Genomic DNA, 21,477 nt, shown 5'->3' on the forward strand with positions numbered 1-21,477 from the left:
TTTGCAGCCGCCGGCCAGGGCCCGTGTCGCGGGCAGTCCCCACGCCATCCGGCCGTCACCGCCCGTTCGCGGTACGGCGGCGCCCCGAGCGACCGCCTCCGGCGTCTGCCCGGCGCACGGGGCGCGGGCGCATTCCGGTCCACCACTTCGAGGCGACACGACATCGGCATGGCGATAGAGCATCCGCTCGACGAGCACGAACAAAGCGAACGCGTTCGCGACTGGTTGCGGCGCAATGGCGCCGGGATCATCGGCGGCGTGATCCTGGGCCTGGCCTTGATCGGCGGCTGGCAATGGTGGCAACAGGAACGGGAGTCGCGCCGGCTGGAGGAAGCCGAGCGTTACGACCAGGCCGTGCGCGCCCTCGAAGGCACGCCGGATCTCGCCAAGGCCAAGGCGGCAGTCGAGGCCCTGGCGCCCGAAAGCGTCCAGGCTGCGCTGGCCCGACTGCAACTCGCGAAGGCGCAGGTGGACGCCGCCAAGCGTGACGAGGCCATCGCCACCCTGCGCGCGATCCGTACCGACAACCCGGCGCTGGCCGCGATCGTGCAGGTGCGGCTCGCCCGCCTGCTGGTGGATGCGGGCAAGGCCGAGGAAGCGCTCGAGCTGCTCGATGCCGGCGCCGAAATGCCGGCCGCGCTCGAGGCCCGCGGCGATGCGTTCGCCGCCCTTGGTCGCAAGGACGAGGCGCGGAAGGCGTATGCCGATGCGCTCGCCAGGCTCGACGTCGCCGCGCCGCAGCGGCAGATCCTGGAACTGAAACTCATCGAGGCCGGCGGCACACCCGCCAGGAGCGAGGCGACCCCATGACCACAGCCCCCCTTTCCGGTTCGCCGTTCGTCCGTGTCGCCATCGCGCTGATGCTGGTGGCCATGCTTGGCGGTTGCGCCACGATCAAGGGTTGGTTCGATCGTGGTGACAAGGCCGGGAAACCGACCGAGCCGGCCGAACTCGCCGACTTCGAACCCGCGGCGAGTGTGATCCGACTCTGGTCCGCCTCGGCCGGCAAGGGCGAGAAGCGCATCGGGGCGCGTCAGGCGCCTGTGATTGCCGATGGCCGGGTGTACGCGGCGGCGATCGAGGGCGGGGTCCGCGCCTTCGACCTGCAGACCGGCGCCCTGGTGTGGCATCACGACACCGGGCTGCGCCTTTCGGGCGGGCCCGGGGCAGGTGAGGGGCTGGTCGTCGCCGGTGGCCTCGATGGCGATGTGCTCGCGCTCGATGCCACGACCGGCGCGGAGAAGTGGCGGGCGAAAGTGTCCAATGAGGTGATCGCGGCGCCGGTGGTCGGCGCGGGCATGGTGTTCGTGCGCAGCAATGACGGTCGTCTGACCGCCTTCGATGCCGCCACCGGCGAGCGCCGCTGGTTCTGGCAGCAGGACGTGCCGCCGCTGAGCGTGCGTGGCCACGCTTCGGTGGTGCTCGGGCCAGGCTACGTCTTCGTCGGCAACGACAACGGGACGGTGAGCGCCCTGGCGATGGCCGACGGCCGCCCGTTGTGGGAACGCACGGTCGCCGAGCAGGAGGGGCGCAGCGAACTCGAGCGTATGGCCGACGTGGACGGCACGCCGGTGCTCGACGGCGCGACCCTGTACGCCACCAGCTACAAACGCCAGACGGTGGCGATCGACGCCCCGACCGGCCGTCCGCTGTGGGCGAGCACCGAAGGTGGGCCCGGACGCCTGGGCAATGCCGCCGACCGCCTGATCGTCTCCGATGCCGGCGGCGCGGTGCTGGCCCTGGACAAGGCCACCGGCAGCGCGCTGTGGAAACAGGATGCGCTCGCCCGCCGCGACCTCAGTGCGCCGGCCGTGCACGGCGATTACGCCGTGGTCGGCGACTACGACGGCTACCTGCACTGGCTGCGCCTGGACACCGGCGCCTTTGCCGCCCGTGCCCGCGCCGGTCGTGCCCCCGTGCGCGGAACGCCGGCCGTCGCCGACGGCATCCTGGTGGTGCAGAACGTCGAAGGCGAGCTGACCGCGTTCCGTCTGGGCCAGTAACGGCCCGGACGAAGACGGAACAGCTGACCACATGCTGCCTCTCGTCGCCCTCGTCGGTCGTCCCAACGTCGGCAAGTCCACGTTGTTCAACGCGCTCACGCGTTCGCGCGATGCGCTCGTGCACGACGAACCGGGGGTGACGCGCGACCGCCACTACGGCGTGTGCCGGCTCGAGGCGGCGCGGCCGTTCGTGGTGGTGGACACCGGCGGCATCGCCGGCAGCGACGAGGGGCTGGCGGGCGCCACCGCGCGCCAGTCGCGCGCGGCGGCCGAGGAGGCCGACCTGGTGCTGTTCGTGGTGGACGGCCGCGAAGGCCCGTCCGCGCTCGACGACGAGATCCTCGGCTGGCTGCGCCGGCTCGACAAGCCGACCTTCCTGGTGGTCAACAAGGTGGATGGCACCGATCCGCGCGTGGCGGTGGCCGAGTTCGCGCATTACGGCTTCCGCACCGTGCTGCCGGTGTCCTCCGCCCACCGGCAGGGCCTGGACGAGCTGCTCGAGCAGGCGCTGGCGGTGCTGCCGGAGGACGGTGATGCGCCGCTGCCGGACGAGGATCCCGCGCGCATCCGTGTGGCCTTCGTCGGCCGCCCGAACGTGGGCAAGTCCACCCTGGTCAACCGCCTGCTCGGCGAGGAGCGCATGATCGCCTCCGAGGTGCCGGGCACCACCCGCGACGCGATCGCGGTGGACCTGGAGCGCGACGGGCGCAAGTACAGGCTGATTGACACCGCCGGCCTGCGCCGCAAGTCGCGGGTCGAGGAGGCGGTGGAGAAGTTCTCGATCGTCAAGACCCTGCAGGCGATCGAGCAGTGCCAGGTGGCGGTGATCCTGCTCGATGCCAGCGAGGGCGTGACCGAGCAGGACGCCAGCGTGCTCGGCGCGGTGCTCGACGCCGGGCGCGCGCTGGTGATCGCGGTGAACAAGTGGGACGGGCTGACCGCGTACCAGCGCGAGCAGGCCGAGGCGCTGCTGTCGCGCAAGCTCGCGTTCGTGGACTGGGCCGAGGCGGTGCGCATCTCCGCCCTGCACGGGTCGGGCCTGCGCGAGCTGTTCAACGCCATCCACCGTGCGCATGCCTCGGCCACCCGCCGGTTCGGCACCGCCGAGGTCACCCGCGCGCTGGAGGCGGCGGTGCAGGCAAACCCGCCGCCGAGCGTGCGCGGCCACGCGCCCAAGCTGCGCTTCGCCCATCCGGGCGGCGACAACCCGCCCACCTTCGTGGTCCATGGCAACCGCCTGCGCACGCTGCCTGACAGCTACCGGCGCTATCTCGAGAACTTCTTCCGCAAGCGCTTCCGCCTGGTCGGCACGCCGGTGCGGTTCCTGTTCAAGGAAGGCGAGAACCCCTACGAAGGCCGCAGGAACGAGCTGACCGAACGCCAGATCGCGCGCCGGCGGCGGTTGATGCGGCACGTCAAGCGGCGCAAGTGACCGCGCCGGGCGACATCACCCTCGGCATCCTCGCCGGCGGCCGCGCGACGCGGCTGGGCGGCCGCGACAAGGCCTGGCTCGAACGCGAGGGCATCCCGCAGGTGCTGCGCTGGCGGCAACGGTTCGCGCACGAGGTCGGCGCGGTGCTGGTCAGCGCCAACCGCGGGCTCGCGCGCTACGCGGAAGCCGGGTTGCGCGCGGTGCCCGACCGTGTCGGCGGCGAGCTCGGTCCGCTGGCCGGGCTGGAGGCGCTGCTCGCGCAGTGCACGACGCCCTGGCTGCTGACCCTGCCGGTGGACCTGGTCGGCGTCAACGAATGCCTGCTGCCCACGCTGTGGGCGCAGCGCAGCCCAAGCGGTGCCTGTGCCGAGGACGAGGACGGCCCGCAGCCGCTGGTGGCGCTGTGGCACGTGGCCACGGCGCGGCCCGCGGTCGAGGCGGCGATCGCCGCCGGCGACGGCGCCGTGCACCGGCTGCAGGCGCGGCTGGACATGGCCCGCGTGCGCTTTGCCGGCGTACGCTTCGGCAACCTCAACACCCCGGACGACCTGCGGTGCGCGGGCATCGCCGATGACGACTGAGTTCCCTACCGGCCTGCCGTTCGACGAGGCCCTGGCGATCGTGCGCGAGGTCGCCGGGCGGCACCGCCTTGGCGAGGAAACCCTGCCGCTGGCGCGTTGCCATGGCCGGGTGCTGGCGCAGGACGTGCACGCGCCGATCGCGCTGCCGCCGTTCGACAACAGCGCGATGGACGGCTTCGCCTTCCGCCACGCCGACCTGCATGGTGCCGAAACCGCGCTGCGCCTGGCCGGCGAGCAGTTCGCGGGCTCCGCGCAGGACCGCGCGCTCGGGCCGGGCGAATGCGTGCGCATCACCACCGGCGCGCCGCTGCCGCCCGGCGCGGACACCGTGGCGATCAAGGAACGCTGCCGCGTCGAGGGCGAACGGGTGCTGGTGCCCGGCGACACGCCCGCCGGCGCCAACGTGCGCCGCGCCGGCGAGGATGCATCGGCGGGCGAGCATGTGTTGCGCGCCGGCGAGGCGCTCACCCCGGCGCGGGTCTCGCTCGCCGCGGCGCTGGGCCTGGCGGCGTTGCCGGCGGCGCGCCGGCCGACGGTGGCGGTGTTCACCACCGGCGACGAACTGGTCGAACCCGGCCTGCCGCTGCCGCCCGGGCGGATCTACGACTCCAACCGCGAACTGCTGATGGGCCTGCTGCGCGCGGACGGACTGGAGCCGACCGCCTGGCCGCGGCTGCCGGATGACCCGGCGCGCCTGGCCACGATGCTGTGCGACGCCGCCGCCCACTTCGACCTGGTCGTCACCTGTGGCGCGGTCTCGGCGGGGGAGAAGGACCACATTCCGGCGCTGCTGCGCCGCCTGGGCCGGATCCATTTCTGGAAGGTGCGGATGAAGCCGGGCATGCCGCTGCTGTTCGGCGCGCTGGAGCAGGCCCGGTTCCTGGGCCTGCCGGGCAATCCGGTGTCGGTGCTGGCCACCTGGCTCACGCTCGGGCGCGCACTGGTGGACGGACTGCAGGGCAGGGCGGCACCGCGGCCGCGCCTGTACGCGCGCCTGACCGCGCCGGTGGAGAAGGCGCATCCGCGCCGCGAGTTCCTGCGCGGACGGCTGCAGGGCGCCGCCGACGGCAGCCTGAAAGTCGCGCCCAGCGGCGCCACCGGCTCGCACCGCCTGTGCGCGGCGGCCGAGGCCGACGTGCTGATCGTGGTGCCGGAAGGCCCGCAGCGTTGCGCCGCCGGCACCGTGCTGGAAGTGCTGCCGCTGCCGGGCGCGTTCTGATCGGCGGATAATCCGGCCATGGCCATCCGCGAGCTGTCTCCCGCCGAAGCGCTGGCGCGCCTGCGTGCCGGGGCGGTGCTGATCGACGTGCGCGCCGAGCACGAGCGCGCGCTGGGCATGGCCGAGGGCGCGCGCGGGGTCGTGCGCGAGGCGCTGGAGGCCGATCCGGCGGCGCACCTGCCCGCCGACCGCGACGCCGAGATCCTGCTGATCTGCCAGAGCGGCCGCCGCTCGCAGCTGGCCGCGGAGGCGCTGGCCGCCCGCGGCTGGCGCAACCTGGCCTCGGTTTGCGGCGGCACCACCGCCTGGGCCGAGGCGCGGTTGCCGATGATCCGGCCTGCGCTCGACCCCGATTTCGAGGAACGCTACTCGCGCCACCTGCGCCTGCCCGAGGTCGGCCTGGCCGGGCAGCGCCGGCTCGAGGCCGCGCGCGTGCTGCTGATCGGCGCCGGCGGGCTCGGCTCGCCGGCCGCGTACTACCTGGCCGCGGCCGGCGTGGGCACGCTGCGCATCGCCGACGACGACGTGGTGGACCGCAGCAACCTGCAGCGCCAGATCCTGCATGCCGAGGCGCGGATCGGCCTGCCCAAGGTGCAGTCGGCCGCGGCCACGCTCGCCGCGCTCAACCCGCGGGTGCGGGTCGAGGCGGTGGCCGAGCGCGTCACCGGCGCCAACGTCGAGCGCCTGCTCGAGGGCGTGGACGTGGTGGTGGACGGTGCCGACAACTTCCCGGCCCGCTACCTGCTCAACGACGCCTGCGTGAAGCTGGGCAAGCCGCTGGTATACGGCGCGGTGCACCGGTTCGAGGGCCAGGCGAGCGTGTTCGACGCCGGCCGCCGGCGCGGCCAGGCGCCGTGCTACCGCTGCCTGTTCCCCGAGCCTCCGCCGCCGGAGGCCGCGCCGAACTGCGCCGAGGCCGGGGTGCTCGGCGTGCTGCCGGGCGTGGTCGGCCTGCTGCAGGCGACCGAGGCGATCAAGCTGATCCTGGGCCTGGGCGAGCCGCTGGCGGGGCGCCTGCTGCACTTCGACGCCCTGACGATGCGCTTCCGCGAGACCCGGCTGCGGCCGGACCCGGAATGCCCGGTGTGCGCGCCGGGGCGCGAATTCCCGGGCTACATCGACTACGCGCGGTTCTGCGCCGGGGGCTGACGCCGGCTCAGCCGTGCCGCTTGCGCGCCGCCTCGAACGCGGCGAGCTGCTCCGGCGTGGCCTCGCGCTGGTGGCGGGCCTTCCACTGCTCGAACGGCTCGCCGTACACGGCCTCGCGCGCTTCCTCGCGGGTCAGCGCGATGCCGCGCGCCTGCGCCGCCTCGCGGTACCAGTCGGCCAGGCAGTTGCGGCAGAAGCCGGCCAGGATCATCAGGTCGATGTTCTGCACGTCGGGCCGCTCCCGCATCAAGTGGTCGCGCAGGCGGCGGAACACGGCGGCCTCGATCTGGGCGGTTTCGTAATCGGCGTCGGTCATGGCGATCCTGCGATAATGCGCGCCCCCGGACTCTAGCGCAGCGCCGCCGCCACGGCATGACCACGCCCCCCACCGCCAGGATCCTCGACGGCAAGCGCATCGCCGAGGAGCTGCTCGACAACCTCAAGGCGCGGGTGGACGCGCGGGTGGCGGCGGGCAAGTCGCGCCCGGGGCTGGCGGTGGTGCTGGTCGGCGACGACCCGGCCTCGGCGGTGTACGTGCGCAACAAGCGGCGTGCGGCGGAGAAGGTCGGCATCCACGCGATGGACTTCGACCTGCCGGCGTCCACCACCGACGCCGAGCTGCTGGCGCTGGTGGACCGCCTGAACGCCGACCCGGCGGTGCACGGCATCCTGGTGCAGCTGCCGCTGCCGGACCGGCGCGATCCAACCGCGCTGATCCATCGCATCGATCCGCGCAAGGACGTGGACGGCTTCCACCCCGAGAACGTCGGCCACCTGGCCCTGCGCCAGTTCGGCCTGCGCCCGTGCACGCCGCGCGGCATCACCACGCTGCTGGCCTACACCGACCGCCCCGTGCGCGGCCAGAGCGCGACCATCGTCGGCGTGTCCAACCACGTCGGCCGGCCGATGGCGCTGGAGCTGCTGATCGCCGGCTGCACCGTCACCTGCTGCCACAAGTTCACCCCGCCGGCGGTGCTCGAGTCCGCGGTGCGTGGCGCCGACATCCTGGTGGTGGCGGTGGGCCGGCCGCGGCTGATTCCCGGCGAGTGGGTCAAGCCGGGCGCGGTGGTGATCGACGTGGGCATCAACCGCCTGGACGACGGCCGCCTGGTCGGCGACGTCGGTTTCGAGGAAGCCGCCCGCCGCGCCAGCTGGATCACCCCCGTCCCCGGCGGGGTGGGGCCGATGACCGTCGCCACCCTGATGCAGAACACGCTCGAGGCCGCGGAGGCGGCGGATCCCTGAGGCCGAAAGGCGGGTTTGGCCACGGATCTGCACGGAGGGACACGGATAGAGCGGTTTTGACTTGCGACTGGCAGCCCGGAGCAGAGGCGTCGCACCGAAATCCGGGCACGCTGTGGGTTGGCCGCTGGGTTCCGATCCGATCCGACCGGCCCGGGAATCCCCTCCGAAACGCTTTATCCGTGTCCCGCCGTGCAAATCCGTGGCAAAAGGCTTTTCGCAACGGCACCCGCCACCCCGCACCCGCCCGACGGGTTACAATGGCGCGCTTCATCCACCGGGGTCCCCCATGCTCCGCATCCAGGCTGAAGCGCTCACCTACGACGACGTCTCCCTCGTCCCGGCGCATTCGACCGTCCTGCCCAAGGACGTTTCCCTCGCCACCCGCCTGACCCGCGACCTGCGCCTGAACCTGCCGATCGTCTCGGCGGCCATGGACACCGTCACCGAGGCGCGCCTGGCCATCGCCATGGCCCAGCTCGGCGGCATCGGCATCATCCACAAGAACATGTCCGTCGAACGCCAGGCCGCGGAAGTGGCCAGGGTGAAGAAGTTCGAGGCCGGCGTGATCAAGGAGCCGTTCACCGTCGGCCCGGAGACCACCATCGGCGAGGTGCTGCGCCTGACCCGTGCCCGCAACATCTCCGGCGTGCCGGTGGTGGACGACAGCGGCCAGCTGGTCGGCATCGTCACCGGCCGCGACATGCGCTTCGAGAAGAAGCTCGACGATCCGGTGCGCCACATCATGACCAAGAAGGACCGCCTGGTCACGGTGAAGGAGGGCGCCTCCGACGAGGAAGTGCTGCAGCTGCTGCACAGGCACCGGATCGAGAAGGTGCTGGTGGTCAACGACGACTTCGAGCTGCGCGGGCTGATCACGGTCAAGGACATCCAGAAGAAGCAGGACAACCCCAACGCCGCCTACGACAGCAGCGAGCGGTTGCTGGTCGGCGCCGCGGTGGGCGTCGGCGGCGACACCGAGCAGCGCATCGAGGCGCTGGTGGCCGCGGGCGTGGACGTGATCGTGGTGGATACCGCGCACGGCCACTCGCAGGGCGTGATCGAGCGCGTGGCCTGGGCCAAGAAGCGCTTCCCGCAGCTGCAGGTGGTCGGCGGCAACATCGTCACCGGCGACGCCGCGCGAGCGCTGGAGGATGCGGGCGCGGACGCGGTCAAGGTCGGCGTCGGCCCCGGTTCGATCTGCACCACCCGCATCGTCGCCGGCGTCGGCGTGCCGCAGGTCACCGCGATCGCGATGGTGGCCGAGGCCCTGCAGGACCGCATCCCGCTGATCGCCGACGGCGGCATCCGCTATTCGGGCGACATCGGCAAGGCGATCGTGGCCGGCGCGTCCAGCGTCATGATCGGCGGCCTGTTCGCCGGCACCGAGGAGTCGCCCGGCGAAACCGAGCTGTTCCAGGGCCGCAGCTACAAGAGCTACCGCGGCATGGGCTCCCTGGGAGCGATGGAGAAGGGCTCCAAGGACCGCTACTTCCAGGACGCCTCCGACGCCGACAAGCTCGTGCCCGAGGGCATCGAGGGGCGCGTGCCGTACCGTGGCCCGCTCGCCGGCGTGGTGCACCAGCTCGCCGGCGGCCTGCGCTCGGCGATGGGCTACGTCGGCTGCGCCACGATCGAGGAAATGCGCAAGAAGCCCATGTTCGTGAAGGTGACCGCGGCCGGCCAGCGCGAGAGCCACGTGCACGACGTGCAGATCACCAAGGAACCGCCCAATTACCGGATGAGCTGAGTCCGTGCACGACATCCACAGCGACAAGATCCTCATCCTCGATTTCGGCGCGCAGTACACCCAGCTGATCGCGCGCCGGATCCGCGAGATCGGCGTGTACTGCGAGATCTGGGCCTGGGACCACGACCCGGCGGAGATCGCGAAGTTCGGCGCCAAGGGCATCGTCCTGTCCGGCGGACCCGAGTCCACCACCGTCGAGGGCGCGCCGCGCGCGCCGCAGGAAGTGTTCGACAGCGGCCTGCCGGTGCTCGGCATCTGCTACGGCATGCAGACCATGGCCGCGCAGCTCGGCGGCGCCACCGAGGCCGCTGACGCGCGCGAGTTCGGCCACGCCGAGGTCGAGGTGATCGCGCACGACAGCCTGCTCGACGGCCTCAAGGACCAGCCCGGCTCGCCGCCGCGGCTGCACGTGTGGATGAGCCACGGCGACCACGTGGCGCAGGCGCCGCCCGGTTTCACCGTCACCGCGCGCACCGACCGGATCCCGGTCGCGGCGATGGCCAACGAGGACAGGCGCTGGTACGGCGTCCAGTTCCACCCCGAGGTCACCCACACCAAACAGGGGCTGGCGCTGCTGCGCCGCTTCGTGGTGGACATCTGCGGCTGCCGCACGCTGTGGACGCCGGCCAACATCATCGAGGACCAGATCGCGCGGGTGCGCGAGCAGGTCGGCTCGGACGAGGTGATCCTGGGCCTGTCGGGCGGCGTGGATTCCTCGGTGGTCGCCGCGCTGCTGCACCGCGCGATCGGCGACCAGCTCACCTGCGTGTTCGTGGACACCGGCCTGCTGCGCTGGCAGGAGGGCGATCATGTCATGGACATGTTCGCCCGGCACATGGGCGTGAAGGTGATCCGCGTCAACGCCGCCGACCGCTACTTCAAGGCGCTCGACGGCGTGAGCGACCCCGAGGCCAAGCGCAAGATCATCGGCAACCTGTTCGTCGAGATCTTCGACGAGGAGGCGCACAAGCTCAGCAACGCCAAGTGGCTGGCGCAGGGCACGATCTACCCCGACGTGATCGAGTCGGCCGGCAGCAAGACCGGCAAGGCGCACGTCATCAAGAGCCACCACAACGTGGGCGGCCTGCCCGAGGACATGAAGCTCGGCCTGGTCGAGCCGCTGCGTGAGCTGTTCAAGGACGAGGTGCGCCGGCTCGGCGTCGAACTCGGCCTGCCGCGCGAGATGGTGTACCGGCACCCGTTCCCGGGCCCTGGCCTGGGCGTGCGCATCCTCGGCGAGGTGAAGCGCGAGTACGCCGAGCTGCTGGCGCGCGCCGACCACATCTTCATCGAGGAGCTGCGCAGGGCCGACCTGTACGACAAGGTCAGCCAGGCCTTCGCCGTGTTCCTGCCGGTCAAGTCGGTGGGCGTGGTGGGCGACGCGCGCGCCTACGAATGGGTGATCGCCCTGCGCGCGGTCGAGACCGTGGATTTCATGACCGCGCACTGGGCGCACCTGCCGTACGAGTTTCTCGACACGGTTTCTCGCCGAATAATCAATGAGTTGCGAGATATTTCTCGTGTCGTTTATGACATCAGCGGCAAGCCGCCGGCGACGATCGAGTGGGAATGAGCCGCCTGCTTGCGCGCCATGGCGCGCAGGCGGCTCATTGCCCGGCCACGGATGGCCGGGCCGGACGATCCCGAGCCGGCACCGTCGCGCCAGGGACGGCAACGACGGATCGGCCGGCCCGATAGCCGGACGTCCCGGAGCAGGCATCGTTGCGGCAGCGACAGTCCGACCAATCCGCTCACGGCCCGGACGTCGCACAATCTCCAACCGATCAGTGCAAACGTCCGAGCGTGATGCAGCCGTCGCCCCCGCCCACTGACGACGAACACTGGATGCGCCACGCCCTCGCGCTCGCCGACCGCGCCGAGCGTGAGGACGACGAGATCCCGGTCGGGGCGGTGCTGGTCTCGGCCGAAGGCGAGGTGCTGGGCGAGGGCTGGAACCGCAACATCACCGAGTGCGATCCGAGCGCGCACGCCGAGATCGTGGCGATGCGTCAGGCCGGCGCCCGGCTCGGCAACCACCGACTGCTCGGCGCCACCCTGTACGTGACCCTGGAGCCCTGCGCGATGTGCGCGATGGCGATGGTGCACGCGCGCATCGCGCGCCTGGTGTACGCCGCGCGCGACCCCAAGACCGGCGCCTGCGGCAGTGTGTTCGACCTGCTCGCCGACCCGCGCCACAACCATCGCGTCGCGGTGACCGGCGGCGTGCTCGCCGACGAGGCGGGCGCGCGCCTGACCAACTACTTCCGCGCCAAGCGCGGCAAGCCGCCGCTCTGACGCGGCCCTGCCGGTCCACCGTCCTCACCCGCGCTTGCGGGCCATCTCCTGGTCGAGTTCCTCGTCGAAGCTGCGCACCGACAGGCTGACCTCGGTGCCGAGCGCCAGGCTGGCCAGCAGCAGGCAGCTCACGCCGACCACCGCCAGCGCGGTCGGCAGCACGCCGAGGCGGAAGCCGAGGAAGGTGTCCACGGCCAGGGCCAGGCTGGTGCCGACGAAGGCGCCGAGCGCGGCGTAGAGCATCTGGCAGGCGCGCAGCACCAGGTGCGCGCGGCGGCGATGGCGCGCGATCTGGGTGTCGCGCTCGGCCCGATCGGGCGCGTCGCGGTCCCAGGCCACGACCAGCGAGCGCAGGCGATCCACCACGCGCGCGAGGCGGGCGTTGGCGGAGGTGAGCAGGGAGGCGGTGGCCGCCATCAGCAGGGCCGGCGCGAGCATCGCGGCGACGACGGCGTAGTGATCCAGGGCCGATGGGGTCATGGGCGGTCGTTGGATGCCTTTCGGATACTATGCGCGCAAACCACGGCACGATGCGAGCATGGCGACGGTACCGGGAAGCGAAGGCAGGCTGATCTGGATCGATCTGGAAATGACCGGGCTCGATCCCGGCGCGGATTCGATCCTGGAGATCGCCACCGTCGTCACCGACTCGCAGCTCAACGTGCTCGCCGAGGGGCCGGAACTCGCCATCGCCCATCCGCTGGCGGTGCTCGAGGCGATGGACGAGTGGAACCGCACCCAGCACCGCAAGTCGGGCCTGTGGCAGCGGGTGGTGGAGAGCACGGTGGGCATGGCCGAGGCCGAGGAGCGCACGCTCGCGTTCCTGGCCGACTGGGTGCCGGCCAATGCCTCGCCGATGTGCGGCAACTCGATCTGCCAGGACCGTCGCTTCCTGCACCGGCTGATGCCGAAGCTGGAGGCGTATTTCCACTACCGCAACCTCGACGTCAGCACGGTCAAGGAGCTGGCCCGGCGCTGGGCGCCGGACGTGCTGGCCGGGGTACGCAAGCAGGCGGCCCACACCGCCCTGAGCGACGTGCGCGACTCGATCGCCGAACTGGCCTACTATCGGCGGCACATGGGTCCGCTGGGGGGACTGCCGCCGGGCTGACGGGCGCGGCGGGCAGGGCGAAATGAGGCTTCGGCAGGGTGCGGTACCGCTGGCGGCCGGCTGCCTGCGAGGCGTCCGGCCCGGGTCGCTTTTGCGCCGGTTCCTGCTAGTCGGCCTGTTGCTCGGCCTGCTCTCGGCGTTGCTGCCAGCAGCGCTGTCCGCCAAGCCGGTCTCGGCCTATTTCCGCGAAACCTGGACCACGCGCGAGGGCCTGCCGCACAACCAGGTCAACGCCATCGCCCAGACCCCCGACGGCTACCTCTGGTTCGGCACCTGGGAAGGACTGGTCCGCTACAACGGCCTGGAGTTCCACGTCTTCGACCGCGGCAACACCCCGGAGCTGCGCGACAACGGCGTGCGCTCGATCCGGGTGGCGCCCGATGGCGCGCTGGTCATCGGCACCTCGCGGGGCGGCGTGAGCGTGCTGCGTGCCGGGCGCTGGCGCACCTATGGCGTGGAGGACGGCCTGGTCCAGGACGAGGTCATGGACGCCCTCGAGGACCGCGAGGGCAGGCTGTGGGTGGCCAGCGAGAGCGCCGGCCTGGTGCGCCTGGACGGGGGCAGGCGACGGCACTTCAGCGAGCGCAGCGGGCTGCCTTCGGACGTGACCTTCGGCCTGCTGCTCGACCGCGACGGCAGCGTGTGGGCCGCGACCTCGGCCGGCGTCGCCCGTTTCCGCGGCGAACGCATGGTCGGCTACGGGCCCGAATCGGGGTTGCCAGAAGCGCCGGTGTTCCGCCTGATGCAGGGCGCGGACGGCCGCCTGTACGTGGGCACCGAGCGCGGGGCGTACCGGCGCGAGGGCGAACGGTTCGTGCCGGTGTCGGCGGCGCTGCCGCCGGACGGCGTGCCCAGCCTGGCGTTGGATCCTTCCGGCGCGTTATGGATCGGCACCGTCAACAACGGCCTGCTGCGGCTGCGCAACGGCGAGCTCGGCCGGCTCGGCACCGCGGACGGACTGCCCAACAACCGGGTCGCGGCCCTGTTCGTGGATCGCGAAGGCAGCCTCTGGGCCGGCACCAACGCCGGCCTGCTGCGCCTGCGCGACGCGCCGTTCACCACCTTCGACAGCGGGCATGGGCTCGGCGACGACTACGTGCGTACCCTGACCCAGTCGCGCGATGGCGGCATCTGGATCGGGACCAGCCGCGGCCTGAACCTGTGGCGTGAGGGCAGGGTGGTGGCCACCTACGGGCGCGCGACGGGATTTCCGAGCGATTCGATCCTGAGCCTGCTCGAGGACCGCGACGGCAGCCTGTGGGTCGGCACCTACGTTGGCGGTCTGCTGCGCCTGCGCGACGGTCGGGTGGAAGCACATTACGACACCGCGCGCGGCATGCCGGGCAGCAACCAGGTCCGGGCCCTGGCGCAGACCGCGGACGGCACGCTCTGGATCGGCACTTCGCGCGGGCTGGTGCGCCTGCGCGACGGACGCTTCCGCCACTTCGGCAGCAGCGAGGGGCTGCCGCGCGAATTCGTCCTCGCGCTGCAGGCGGCCCGCGACGGCACGCTCTGGGTCGGCACGGCGAACGGCGCCGCGCACATCGTCGGCGAGCGCATCGAGGCGCTCGACCTGCACGGCATCAACGACGCCCAGGACGTGTTCGACTTCCACGAGGATCCCGACGGCACGCTCTGGATCGCCACCGACCGCGGCCTGGTGCGCTACCGCAACGGCCGCATGCAGGGCCTGGGCCTGGCCCAGGGCCTGCCGGTGGACACGCTGTTCCAGGTGGTGGACGACCTCGACGGCGGATTCTGGCTGACCACCAACCGTGGCGTGCTGCGCCTGCGCCGCGCCGACGCCGAGGCGGTGCTCTCCAAGCGTCGCAGCCGGCTGGACACGGACCAGTTCGGCGAGACCGACGGCCTGACGAGCAGCCAGTGCAACGGCGGCTCGGATCCGGCCGCGTTCCGCGACCGCGACGGGCATATTTGGGTGGCTACCGCGCGCGGCGCCGCGGTCGTGGATCCGGCGGTGCTGCACAGCTACCGCCGGCAGTTGCCGCCGGTGGTGATCGAGCAGGTCCTGGCCGACGACCGCCCGCAGCTGCCGCAGCCGCGGCTGGTGCTGCCGCCGGGCACGCGCAAGCTGGAGTTCCACTATGCCGGCCTGAGCTTCCAGATGCCGCGGTTGCTGCGCTATCGGCATCGTCTGGAAGGCGTGGACGAGGGCTGGGTCGAGCGCGGCAACCAGCGCGTGGCGCAGTACACCAACCTCGGCCCCGGCCGCTACCGCTTCCTGGTGGACGTGTCCGCGCCGGGCCTGGGGCAGGGCTGGAGCGCGAATCGGACGGAGATGGAGATCGAGATCCGGCCGCAGCTGTGGCAGCAGCCGTGGTTCCTGCCCCTGATCCTGCTGTTGATCGGCGGGTTGGTCTTCGTGGTCTATCGCTGGCGAACGGGCGCCATGGCGCGGCGCGCGACCCAGCTCGAGCGGGTGATCGAGGCGCGCACCCATGACCTGCGCGAGCACACCACGCGCCTGCTCGTCGCGGACGAGGAAAAGACCCGGCTCCTGCACCAGCTGCAGGAGAAGTCGGAGGCGTTCGAGCGCCAGGCGCGCGAGGATTCGCTCACCGGCCTGGCCAACCGCCGCAGCCTCGACGAGCGGCTGGCGCGGGCATTCGAGCGTGCGGTGGTGGAACAGCGGCCGCTGAGTTTCGCCCTGCTCGACGTGGACCACTTCAAGCGCATCAACGACGAATACTCGCACGCCGCCGGCGACACGGCGCTGCGCGAGATCGCCCGCGTGCTGGTGCGCGAGTTCGGCCCGGACGTGGCGGTGGCGCGCTGGGGCGGGGAGGAGTTCGCGGCGCTGTTCCCGGACACGCCGATCGCGCAGGCGCGCGCGGCCTGCGAGCGCGTGCGGCAGGCGGTGGAGGCGATGGACTGCGACGGGTTCGCGCCGGGCTGGCGCATGACCGTGAGCGGCGGCGTTGCCGAGCGCACCGGCCTGGCGCACCACGAGAAGCTGGTCAGCCGCGCCGATGCGCTGCTGTACGAGGCCAAGCGCGCGGGCAGGAACCGGATCGAGGGCTGAGGCGGGCTGCGCTCAGAACGCCTGCTGCGGCACGCTGCGTTCGTCGCCGGGCGCGGCGCCGTGGTGGTACACGTGCACGTCGCGCTGCGGGTAGGGGATCTGGATGCCCGCGGCGTCGAACGACTTCTTGATCCGCTCGGTCAGTTCGCACTTCGCCGCGAACCAGTCCTCGTTGCGGACATGGCAGCGGATGCCCAGGTTCACCGCGTGCTCGCCGAGCGCGTACACCAGCACGTCCGGCGCCGGTTCCGGCAGTACGCGCGGGTCGGCGCGCATGACCTCCAGCGCCGTGGCCCGTGCCAGGTCGATGTCGTCGCGGTAGCCGATGCCCACCACCAGCTCGATCCGGCGCATCGCATCCGGAGTGTGGTTGATGATCGGGTCGTTGGTGATCAGGCTGTTCGGCAGCACCACGGTCTGGTTGTCGGCGCCGCGCAGGCGGGTCTGGAAGATGCTCACCGCCTCCACCTTCCCGGTCTGGCCGGCGATGGTGACCTGGTCGCCGACCCGGAACGGCTTGAGCGTCACCAGCATCACGCCGGAGGCGATGTTGGACAGCGAGTCCTTCAGCCCCAGTCCGATCGCCAGGCCCGCGGCGCCGAGCACCGCGATCATGGACGTCATCGGCACGCCCACCACCTGCAGCGCGGCCAGCACCAGCACCACCAGCAGCAGCACGTGCACGACCTTGCGCAGGAACAGCACCGCGGTGGCCTCCACGTGCGCGCGCTGCAGGCCGCGCTCGGCCAGGCGGCTGATCCAGCGCGCCACCCGCAGGCCCACCAGCAGCAGGACCAGGGCACCGAGCCAGCTCAGGGCGATCCGCCCCCAGTCCACCTGGGCCAGTTTCTCCAGCAGCGCGTGCCAGGTCGCGCTCATGCCGCCTTGGCTTTCGCCAGCCGCAGCCAGGTGTCCACCACCGTGTCGGGGTTGAGCGACACCGACTCGATGCCCTGTTCCATCAGCCACTGCGCCAGGTCGGGATGGTCGCTCGGGCCCTGGCCGCAGATGCCGATGTACTTGCCCTTGCGGCGCGCGGCGGAGATCGCCATGGACAGCAGCTTCTTCACCGCCGGATCGCGCTCGTCGAACAGCCCGGCGACGATCGCCGAGTCGCGGTCCAGGCCGAGGGTGAGCTGGGTGAGGTCGTTGGAGCCGATCGAGAAGCCGTCGAAGATGTCCAGGAACTCGTCGGCGAGCAGCGCATTCGAAGGCACCTCGCACATCATGATGACCTTGAGCCCGTCCTTGCCTTGCTCGAGGCCGTTCTCGCGCAGCACCTCGATCACGCGCCGGCCCTCCTCGAGGGTGCGCACGAACGGAATCATGATCCAGCAGTTGGTCAGCCCCATGTCCTCGCGCACGCGGCGCACCGCGCGGCACTCGAGCGCGAACGCGTCGCGGAACGACGGGTCCACGTAGCGGCTGGCGCCGCGGAACCCGATCATCGGGTTCTCCTCATGCGGCTCGTAGCGGCTGCCGCCGATCAGGTTCGCGTACTCGTTGGACTTGAAGTCGGACAGGCGCACGATCACCGGATTGGGCGCGACCGAGGCGGTGATGGTGGCGATGCCCTCGGCCAGGCGCTCGACGTAGAAGTCCACCGGGCTGGCGTAGCCGGCCATCTTGGCGTCGATCTTGGCCCTGGTCGCGGCGTCCTGGCGGTCGTATTCGAGCAGCGCCTTCGGGTGCACGCCGATGTGGCTGGCGATGATCATCTCCAGCCGCGCCAGTCCGATGCCGGCGTTCGGCAACTGGCCGAAGTCGAACGCGCGCTCCGGGTTGGCGACGTTCATCATGATCTTGAGCGGCGCGGGCGGCATGTTGGCCAGGTCGGTCGTGGTCCGCTCGAAGGGCAGGGCGCCTTCGTAGATGAAGCCGGTGTCGCCCTCGGCGCAGCTGACCGTGACCTCGGCGCCGTCGGCGATGGTCTCCAGCGCATTGCCGGTGCCGACCACCGCCGGCACGCCGAGTTCGCGGGCGATGATCGCGGCGTGGCAGGTGCGGCCGCCGCGGTTGGTGACGATGGCCGAGGCGCGCTTCATCACCGGCTCCCAGTCCGGATCGGTCATGTCGGCCACGAGCACGTCGCCGGGCTGCACCTTGTGCATGTCGTCGAGCCGGCGCACCACGCGCGCGGTGCCGGCGCCGATCTTGTGGCCGATCGCGCGGCCCTCGGCCACGACCTTGCCGCGGCGCGAGAGGGTGAAGCGCTCGATCCGGGTGGCGGCGCTGCGCGCCTTCACCGTTTCCGGACGCGCCTGCACGATGTACAGCCTGCCGGTGACGCCGTCCTTCGCCCATTCGATGTCCATCGGGCGGCCGTAGTGCTCCTCGATCACCAGCGCCTGCCGGGCCAGTTCGTGCACGTCGGCGTCGGTGAGCGAGAACTGCGCGCGCAGCTCGGGCGGCGTCTCCTCGTTGCGCACGCGCTCGCCCGGGGCGTCGGAAAACACCATCCGGATCTGCTTGGCGCCGAGCGAACGGCGCAGGATCGCGTGCCTGCCGGCGCGCAGGGTCGGCTTGTAGACGTAGAACTCGTCCGGGTTGACCGCGCCCTGGACCACGTTCTCGCCCAGGCCCCAGCTCGAGGTGATGAACACCACGTCGCGGAAGCCGGATTCGGTGTCGAGCGTGAACATCACCCCGGACGCGCCGAGATCGGAGCGCACCATCAGCTGCACGCCGGCGGACAGGAACACGTCCTCGTGCTTGAAGCCGTGGTGCACGCGGTAGGCGATGGCGCGGTCGTTGTAGAGCGAGGCGAAGACCTCCTTCACCTTGTGCACCACCTCGTCCACGCCGCTGACGTTGAGGAAGGTCTCCTGCTGGCCGGCGAAGCTGGCGTCCGGCAGGTCCTCGGCGGTGGCGGAGGAGCGCACCGCGACCGAGACCTCGCCGCCGCCGTTGTCGGCGCACAGCCTGGCGTAGGCGGTGCGGATGTCGCGGTCGAGCTCCGGCTGCAGCGGGGCCTCGATCACCCAGCCGCGGATCTCGGCCCCGGCCTTGACCAGCGCCTGCACGTCCTCGACGTCGAGCGTGGCGAGCCGGTCGTAGATGCGGTGGTGCAGGTCGTTGTGGGCGATGAAGGCCTTGAACGCGTCGGCGGTGGTGGCGAAGCCGCCGGGCACCGAGACGCCGAGGCGGGCCAGGTGGCCGATCATTTCGCCGAGCGAGGAGTTCTTGCCGCCCACCTGGGCGAGATCGGACAGGCGCAGGTCGTGCAGCCACAGGATGTTGGCGCTCAAGACGGGCACTCCAGGCAGGGCAGGGGGAGGGCGGGCAGGCGGCACCGGACAGGCACCACCCGGGCCGTTTATTTTAGCAAGCCCGTCGCGGCACCCCCGCCGCGACGCCGACCGGACTCCCATGACCGCCACGCGCCCGATCTTCTACGTCTCCGACGGCACCGGCATCACCGCCGAAACCATCGGCCACAGCCTGCTCACCCAGTTCGAGGGCATCCGCTTCGTCAGCGACCGGATCCCGTTCGTGGACACCCCGGAGAAGGCGCGCAAGGCCGCCGAGGAGATCCGCCGCGCGGCCGAGGCGCACGGCACGCGCCCGATCGTGGTCAACTCGTGCGTGGACGGCGAACTCAACCGCATCATCGCCGAGAGCGGCGCGCTGATGCTCGACATCTTCGCCCCGTTCATCGCCCCGCTGGAGCAGGAGCTGGGAACGCAGCGCCAGCCGCGGGTGGGGCAGGCGCACGGCATCGTGGACTTCGAGGTGTACCACCGCCGCATCAACGCGATGAATTACGCGCTCACGCATGACGACGGCATGAGCATGGACTACAGCGACGCCGAACTGATCCTGGTCGGCGTCTCGCGCGCCGGCAAGACCCCGACCTGCGTGTACCTGGCGCTGCACTACGGCATCCGCGCCGCGAACTATCCGCTGACCGAGGAAGATCTCGAGTCGGAGCGGCTGCCGGCGCGCCTGCGGCCGTACCGCAACAAGCTGTTCGGGTTGACGATAGACCCGGTGCGGCTGCAGCAGATCCGGCAGGAGCGGCGCCCGAACTCGCGCTACGCCCAGCTCGACACCTGTCGGCGCGAGGTGGCCGCGGCCGAGCACATGTTCGAGGTCGAACGGATCCCGATGCTCAGCACCACGCATGCCTCGATCGAGGAGATCGCGAGCAGGGTGCTGGAGGAACTGGGCATCAACCGCGAGATGTTCTGAATGCGCGGCGGCCGGCGGGACCTCCTACCCTAGGCCGGGCGGGGGGTTCCGTCAATGCTGCCGCCGGCGGCGGGGCGCGTGTAGCATCGGTGCATGTCCGTTGCCGTCGCCCGCCGCACGCGCATTCCCAGGCTCAGCCGTTTCGGCTGGCTGATGGGGCTGTATGCGGAAAACCATGCCCGGCTGGTGCGCTTGTTCGAACCCGGCGACCTGGCCGTGGGGCGCTACGTCTCCGGCTGCGGCGACGGCCTGGACGTCGTGCTGGAGGTGCTCGAGCGGCACGCCTACACGCTGGAACTGCGCCTGAGCTACCTGCTGGTGGATCCGGTGACCGGCCGCCCCGATCCCTCAGCGCACCTGCGCCTGTACAGCGATGCGCGCCTGGTCGAGGCCACGCATTGCTACGTCGGGCGGCGCTGGCAGGACGTGATCGGGCTGGATGCGTTGCCGGCACAGGTGGTGGACCACCGCCTGCGGATGAACACCTTCCTCGGCAAGTGGCTGCAGTACCTGGCCGAGCGCGGCCACGGCGTGGCCACCTTGCGTTCGGTCGTGGAAGTGGCCTGAGCGGCGGCAGGGCAGCGGCCTGAAAAGGAAACGGCCCGCATCGCTGCGGGCCGTTCGCGAGTGGCGTCCCCACGGGGATTCGAACCCCGGTCGCAACCGTGAAAGGGTTGTGTCCTAGGCCTCTAGACGATGGGGACGGAACCGGATCCAGCGGAAAGTTGGTGGAGCCAGCCGGGATCGAACCGGCGACCTCTTGCATGCCATGCAAGCGCTCTCCCAGCTGAGCTATGGCCCCACGCGCTGGAAAGACGCACAGTTTAGCGGCGTGTTTTCCGAACCGTCAAGCAGGTTCTGGCTGCATGCCGGGCTCGCCGGTGCCGGCGTCGGTTCGCCTATGCTGCCGGCCTGCGCAGGACGTCAGACACGGAGGTTCGCATGCGTGCAGTGATCCTTGCCGGCGGGATGCTGTTCGCCGGCACCGGCCAGGCCCAGGTGCTCTACAAGTGCATGGGCGGCGACGGCGTTCCCAGCTACCAGAGCCAGCCCTGTGCACAGGGGCGCCGGATCGAGAAGATTTACGACGCCACGCCCGACACCCCGGAACGCATCGAAGCATCACGCCGCGCCCAGCGGCACGCCGCCGAACAGGCCGAGCGGCTGTCGCGGATGGCCGGGACCGACCGCCAGCCACGGATCGTCTACCGCGGCACGCGCGTCTCGCAGGCAGAGCGCGACCGGGCCGCGTGCGAGGACGCCAAGGCGCACCGCGAGGCCACGCTGCGGGCGGTTGGACTGGCGCGCACCTACGAACTGCTGCAGAAGCTCGACGAGCACGTGCGTGCGGTCTGCAAGGGGCGGTGGTGACCCGCCGGTGCGCTGGAGAACGCGGTGGCAGGGGCAGGTAGCGGGCCGGTGCGGGTCGAGGCTCGCGAGCGAGCGCTACGGCAGCCCGAG

Annotated in this window: 19 protein-coding genes and 2 tRNA genes; 15 read left to right on the forward strand and 6 right to left on the reverse strand. The window is 71.4% G+C overall.

Annotation, left to right across the window (positions count from 1 at the left end):
- The first annotated feature begins 168 nt into the window (after nucleotides 1–168).
- From FPV26_RS10845 to moeB, 6 genes are read left to right on the forward strand one after another with little or no spacing between them, the layout of a single operon-like run.
- On the forward strand, nucleotides 169–810 hold the full coding sequence (locus tag FPV26_RS10845) for a YfgM family protein (protein WP_147653902.1): 642 nt from the start codon (nucleotides 169–171) through the stop codon (nucleotides 808–810).
- Nucleotides 807–2,003 carry an outer membrane protein assembly factor BamB gene (gene bamB, locus FPV26_RS10850; RefSeq protein WP_147653903.1) on the forward strand — a complete coding sequence of 399 codons (1,197 nt, stop codon included), beginning with the start codon at nucleotides 807–809 and terminating at the stop codon, nucleotides 2,001–2,003. Before FPV26_RS10845 ends, bamB begins: the two co-directional genes overlap by 4 nt.
- A 31-nt stretch (nucleotides 2,004–2,034) precedes the next feature.
- The gene (der, locus tag FPV26_RS10855; RefSeq protein WP_147653904.1) at nucleotides 2,035–3,435 is read left to right on the forward strand and encodes a ribosome biogenesis GTPase Der; all 1,401 of its coding nucleotides are present in this window, start codon (nucleotides 2,035–2,037) and stop codon (nucleotides 3,433–3,435) included.
- Entirely contained in the window at nucleotides 3,432–4,016 is a 585-nt protein-coding gene (gene mobA / locus FPV26_RS10860; protein ID WP_147653905.1) for a molybdenum cofactor guanylyltransferase, read from the forward strand. Before der ends, mobA begins: the two co-directional genes overlap by 4 nt.
- Nucleotides 4,006–5,235, forward strand: coding sequence for a molybdopterin molybdotransferase MoeA (locus tag FPV26_RS10865; RefSeq protein ID WP_147653906.1), 1,230 nt, complete (start codon nucleotides 4,006–4,008; stop codon nucleotides 5,233–5,235). Before mobA ends, FPV26_RS10865 begins: the two co-directional genes overlap by 11 nt.
- 18 nt (nucleotides 5,236–5,253) lie before the next feature.
- The gene (gene moeB / locus FPV26_RS10870; protein ID WP_147653907.1) at nucleotides 5,254–6,384 is read left to right on the forward strand and encodes a molybdopterin-synthase adenylyltransferase MoeB; all 1,131 of its coding nucleotides are present in this window, start codon (nucleotides 5,254–5,256) and stop codon (nucleotides 6,382–6,384) included.
- 7 nt (nucleotides 6,385–6,391) lie between these two features.
- Here moeB and FPV26_RS10875 read toward each other — a convergent pair whose 3' ends face one another.
- Nucleotides 6,392–6,700 (reverse strand): DUF1244 domain-containing protein, encoded by a 309-nt coding sequence (locus FPV26_RS10875; protein ID WP_147653908.1) that lies wholly within the window; start codon nucleotides 6,698–6,700, stop codon nucleotides 6,392–6,394.
- A 56-nt stretch (nucleotides 6,701–6,756) separates the two neighbouring features.
- Between FPV26_RS10875 and folD the strand changes: the two genes are divergently transcribed.
- The 4 genes from folD (at nucleotide 6,757) to tadA (ending at nucleotide 11,671) form a co-directional block, all read left to right on the forward strand.
- Nucleotides 6,757–7,629, forward strand: a complete 873-nt coding sequence (gene folD, locus FPV26_RS10880) for a bifunctional methylenetetrahydrofolate dehydrogenase/methenyltetrahydrofolate cyclohydrolase FolD (RefSeq protein ID WP_147653909.1) — start codon at nucleotides 6,757–6,759, stop codon at nucleotides 7,627–7,629.
- A gap of 286 nt (nucleotides 7,630–7,915) precedes the next feature.
- Nucleotides 7,916–9,376: an IMP dehydrogenase gene (guaB, locus tag FPV26_RS10885; RefSeq protein WP_147653910.1), complete on the forward strand. Its 1,461-nt coding sequence runs from the start codon at nucleotides 7,916–7,918 to the stop codon at nucleotides 9,374–9,376.
- Between the two features lie 4 nt (nucleotides 9,377–9,380).
- Complete coding sequence (guaA, locus tag FPV26_RS10890) at nucleotides 9,381–10,949, forward strand: glutamine-hydrolyzing GMP synthase (protein WP_147653911.1); 1,569 nt, start codon at nucleotides 9,381–9,383, stop codon at nucleotides 10,947–10,949.
- A gap of 233 nt (nucleotides 10,950–11,182) precedes the next feature.
- Nucleotides 11,183–11,671, forward strand: coding sequence for a tRNA adenosine(34) deaminase TadA (tadA, locus tag FPV26_RS10895; protein ID WP_147653912.1), 489 nt, complete (start codon nucleotides 11,183–11,185; stop codon nucleotides 11,669–11,671).
- A gap of 24 nt (nucleotides 11,672–11,695) precedes the next feature.
- Here tadA and FPV26_RS10900 read toward each other — a convergent pair whose 3' ends face one another.
- On the reverse strand, nucleotides 11,696–12,151 hold the full coding sequence (locus FPV26_RS10900; RefSeq protein WP_147653913.1) for a DUF2721 domain-containing protein: 456 nt from the start codon (nucleotides 12,149–12,151) through the stop codon (nucleotides 11,696–11,698).
- 58 nt (nucleotides 12,152–12,209) lie between these two features.
- Here FPV26_RS10900 and orn point away from each other — a divergent pair, with 58 nt between their 5' ends.
- Both orn and FPV26_RS10910 read left to right on the forward strand, forming a co-directional pair.
- Entirely contained in the window at nucleotides 12,210–12,782 is a 573-nt protein-coding gene (gene orn / locus FPV26_RS10905) for an oligoribonuclease (RefSeq protein WP_147653914.1), read from the forward strand.
- Between the two features lie 91 nt (nucleotides 12,783–12,873).
- Nucleotides 12,874–15,825 carry a ligand-binding sensor domain-containing diguanylate cyclase gene (locus FPV26_RS10910; RefSeq protein WP_181952641.1) on the forward strand — a complete coding sequence of 984 codons (2,952 nt, stop codon included), beginning with the start codon at nucleotides 12,874–12,876 and terminating at the stop codon, nucleotides 15,823–15,825.
- A 12-nt stretch (nucleotides 15,826–15,837) separates the two neighbouring features.
- Here the strand turns inward: FPV26_RS10910 and FPV26_RS10915 are convergent, their stop codons facing one another.
- The gene (locus FPV26_RS10915; protein ID WP_147653916.1) at nucleotides 15,838–16,704 is read right to left on the reverse strand and encodes a mechanosensitive ion channel family protein; all 867 of its coding nucleotides are present in this window, start codon (nucleotides 16,702–16,704) and stop codon (nucleotides 15,838–15,840) included.
- Nucleotides 16,701–19,073 carry a phosphoenolpyruvate synthase gene (ppsA, locus tag FPV26_RS10920; RefSeq protein ID WP_147653917.1) on the reverse strand — a complete coding sequence of 791 codons (2,373 nt, stop codon included), beginning with the start codon at nucleotides 19,071–19,073 and terminating at the stop codon, nucleotides 16,701–16,703. The genes FPV26_RS10915 and ppsA overlap by 4 nt, the downstream gene beginning before the upstream one ends.
- A 121-nt stretch (nucleotides 19,074–19,194) precedes the next feature.
- Between ppsA and ppsR the strand changes: the two genes are divergently transcribed.
- Nucleotides 19,195–20,016, forward strand: a complete 822-nt coding sequence (gene ppsR, locus FPV26_RS10925) for a posphoenolpyruvate synthetase regulatory kinase/phosphorylase PpsR (protein ID WP_147653918.1) — start codon at nucleotides 19,195–19,197, stop codon at nucleotides 20,014–20,016.
- Between the two features lie 93 nt (nucleotides 20,017–20,109).
- Nucleotides 20,110–20,583: a DUF1249 domain-containing protein gene (locus FPV26_RS10930; RefSeq protein ID WP_147653919.1), complete on the forward strand. Its 474-nt coding sequence runs from the start codon at nucleotides 20,110–20,112 to the stop codon at nucleotides 20,581–20,583.
- 61 nt (nucleotides 20,584–20,644) lie between these two features.
- Here the strand turns inward: FPV26_RS10930 and FPV26_RS10935 are convergent.
- Together FPV26_RS10935 and FPV26_RS10940 are read right to left on the reverse strand one after the other, a co-directional pair.
- A tRNA-Glu gene (locus FPV26_RS10935) sits at nucleotides 20,645–20,720 on the reverse strand.
- Nucleotides 20,721–20,742: 22 nt separating this feature from the next.
- Nucleotides 20,743–20,818: transfer RNA gene (locus tag FPV26_RS10940), tRNA-Ala, on the reverse strand.
- Nucleotides 20,819–20,958: 140 nt separating this feature from the next.
- On the opposite strand from FPV26_RS10940, the gene FPV26_RS10945 reads away from it, so the two are divergent.
- Nucleotides 20,959–21,387, forward strand: a complete 429-nt coding sequence (locus FPV26_RS10945) for a DUF4124 domain-containing protein (RefSeq protein WP_147653920.1) — start codon at nucleotides 20,959–20,961, stop codon at nucleotides 21,385–21,387.
- The last annotated feature ends 90 nt before the right edge of the window (nucleotides 21,388–21,477 follow it).

Origin of the sequence: Vulcaniibacterium gelatinicum (genome assembly GCF_008033445.1) — a bacterium.
GTDB lineage: Bacteria > Pseudomonadota > Gammaproteobacteria > Xanthomonadales > Xanthomonadaceae > Vulcaniibacterium_B > Vulcaniibacterium_B gelatinicum.

What these genes read in the sequence shown, in the direction of transcription:
- FPV26_RS10845 (WP_147653902.1), top strand. Translation starts at nt 169, where the DNA reads ATGGCGATAGAGCATCCGCTCGACGAGCACGAACAAAGCGAACGCGTT.
- bamB (WP_147653903.1), top strand. Translation starts at nt 807, where the DNA reads ATGACCACAGCCCCCCTTTCCGGTTCGCCGTTCGTCCGTGTCGCCATC.
- der (WP_147653904.1), top strand. Translation starts at nt 2,035, where the DNA reads ATGCTGCCTCTCGTCGCCCTCGTCGGTCGTCCCAACGTCGGCAAGTCC.
- FPV26_RS10865 (WP_147653906.1), top strand. Translation starts at nt 4,006, where the DNA reads ATGACGACTGAGTTCCCTACCGGCCTGCCGTTCGACGAGGCCCTGGCG.
- moeB (WP_147653907.1), top strand. Translation starts at nt 5,254, where the DNA reads ATGGCCATCCGCGAGCTGTCTCCCGCCGAAGCGCTGGCGCGCCTGCGT.
- FPV26_RS10875 (WP_147653908.1), bottom strand. Translation starts at nt 6,700, where the DNA reads ATGACCGACGCCGATTACGAAACCGCCCAGATCGAGGCCGCCGTGTTC.
- folD (WP_147653909.1), top strand. Translation starts at nt 6,757, where the DNA reads ATGACCACGCCCCCCACCGCCAGGATCCTCGACGGCAAGCGCATCGCC.
- guaB (WP_147653910.1), top strand. Translation starts at nt 7,916, where the DNA reads ATGCTCCGCATCCAGGCTGAAGCGCTCACCTACGACGACGTCTCCCTC.
- tadA (WP_147653912.1), top strand. Translation starts at nt 11,183, where the DNA reads ATGCAGCCGTCGCCCCCGCCCACTGACGACGAACACTGGATGCGCCAC.
- FPV26_RS10900 (WP_147653913.1), bottom strand. Translation starts at nt 12,151, where the DNA reads ATGACCCCATCGGCCCTGGATCACTACGCCGTCGTCGCCGCGATGCTC.
- orn (WP_147653914.1), top strand. Translation starts at nt 12,210, where the DNA reads ATGGCGACGGTACCGGGAAGCGAAGGCAGGCTGATCTGGATCGATCTG.
- FPV26_RS10915 (WP_147653916.1), bottom strand. Translation starts at nt 16,704, where the DNA reads ATGAGCGCGACCTGGCACGCGCTGCTGGAGAAACTGGCCCAGGTGGAC.
- ppsR (WP_147653918.1), top strand. Translation starts at nt 19,195, where the DNA reads ATGACCGCCACGCGCCCGATCTTCTACGTCTCCGACGGCACCGGCATC.
- FPV26_RS10930 (WP_147653919.1), top strand. Translation starts at nt 20,110, where the DNA reads ATGTCCGTTGCCGTCGCCCGCCGCACGCGCATTCCCAGGCTCAGCCGT.
- FPV26_RS10945 (WP_147653920.1), top strand. Translation starts at nt 20,959, where the DNA reads ATGCGTGCAGTGATCCTTGCCGGCGGGATGCTGTTCGCCGGCACCGGC.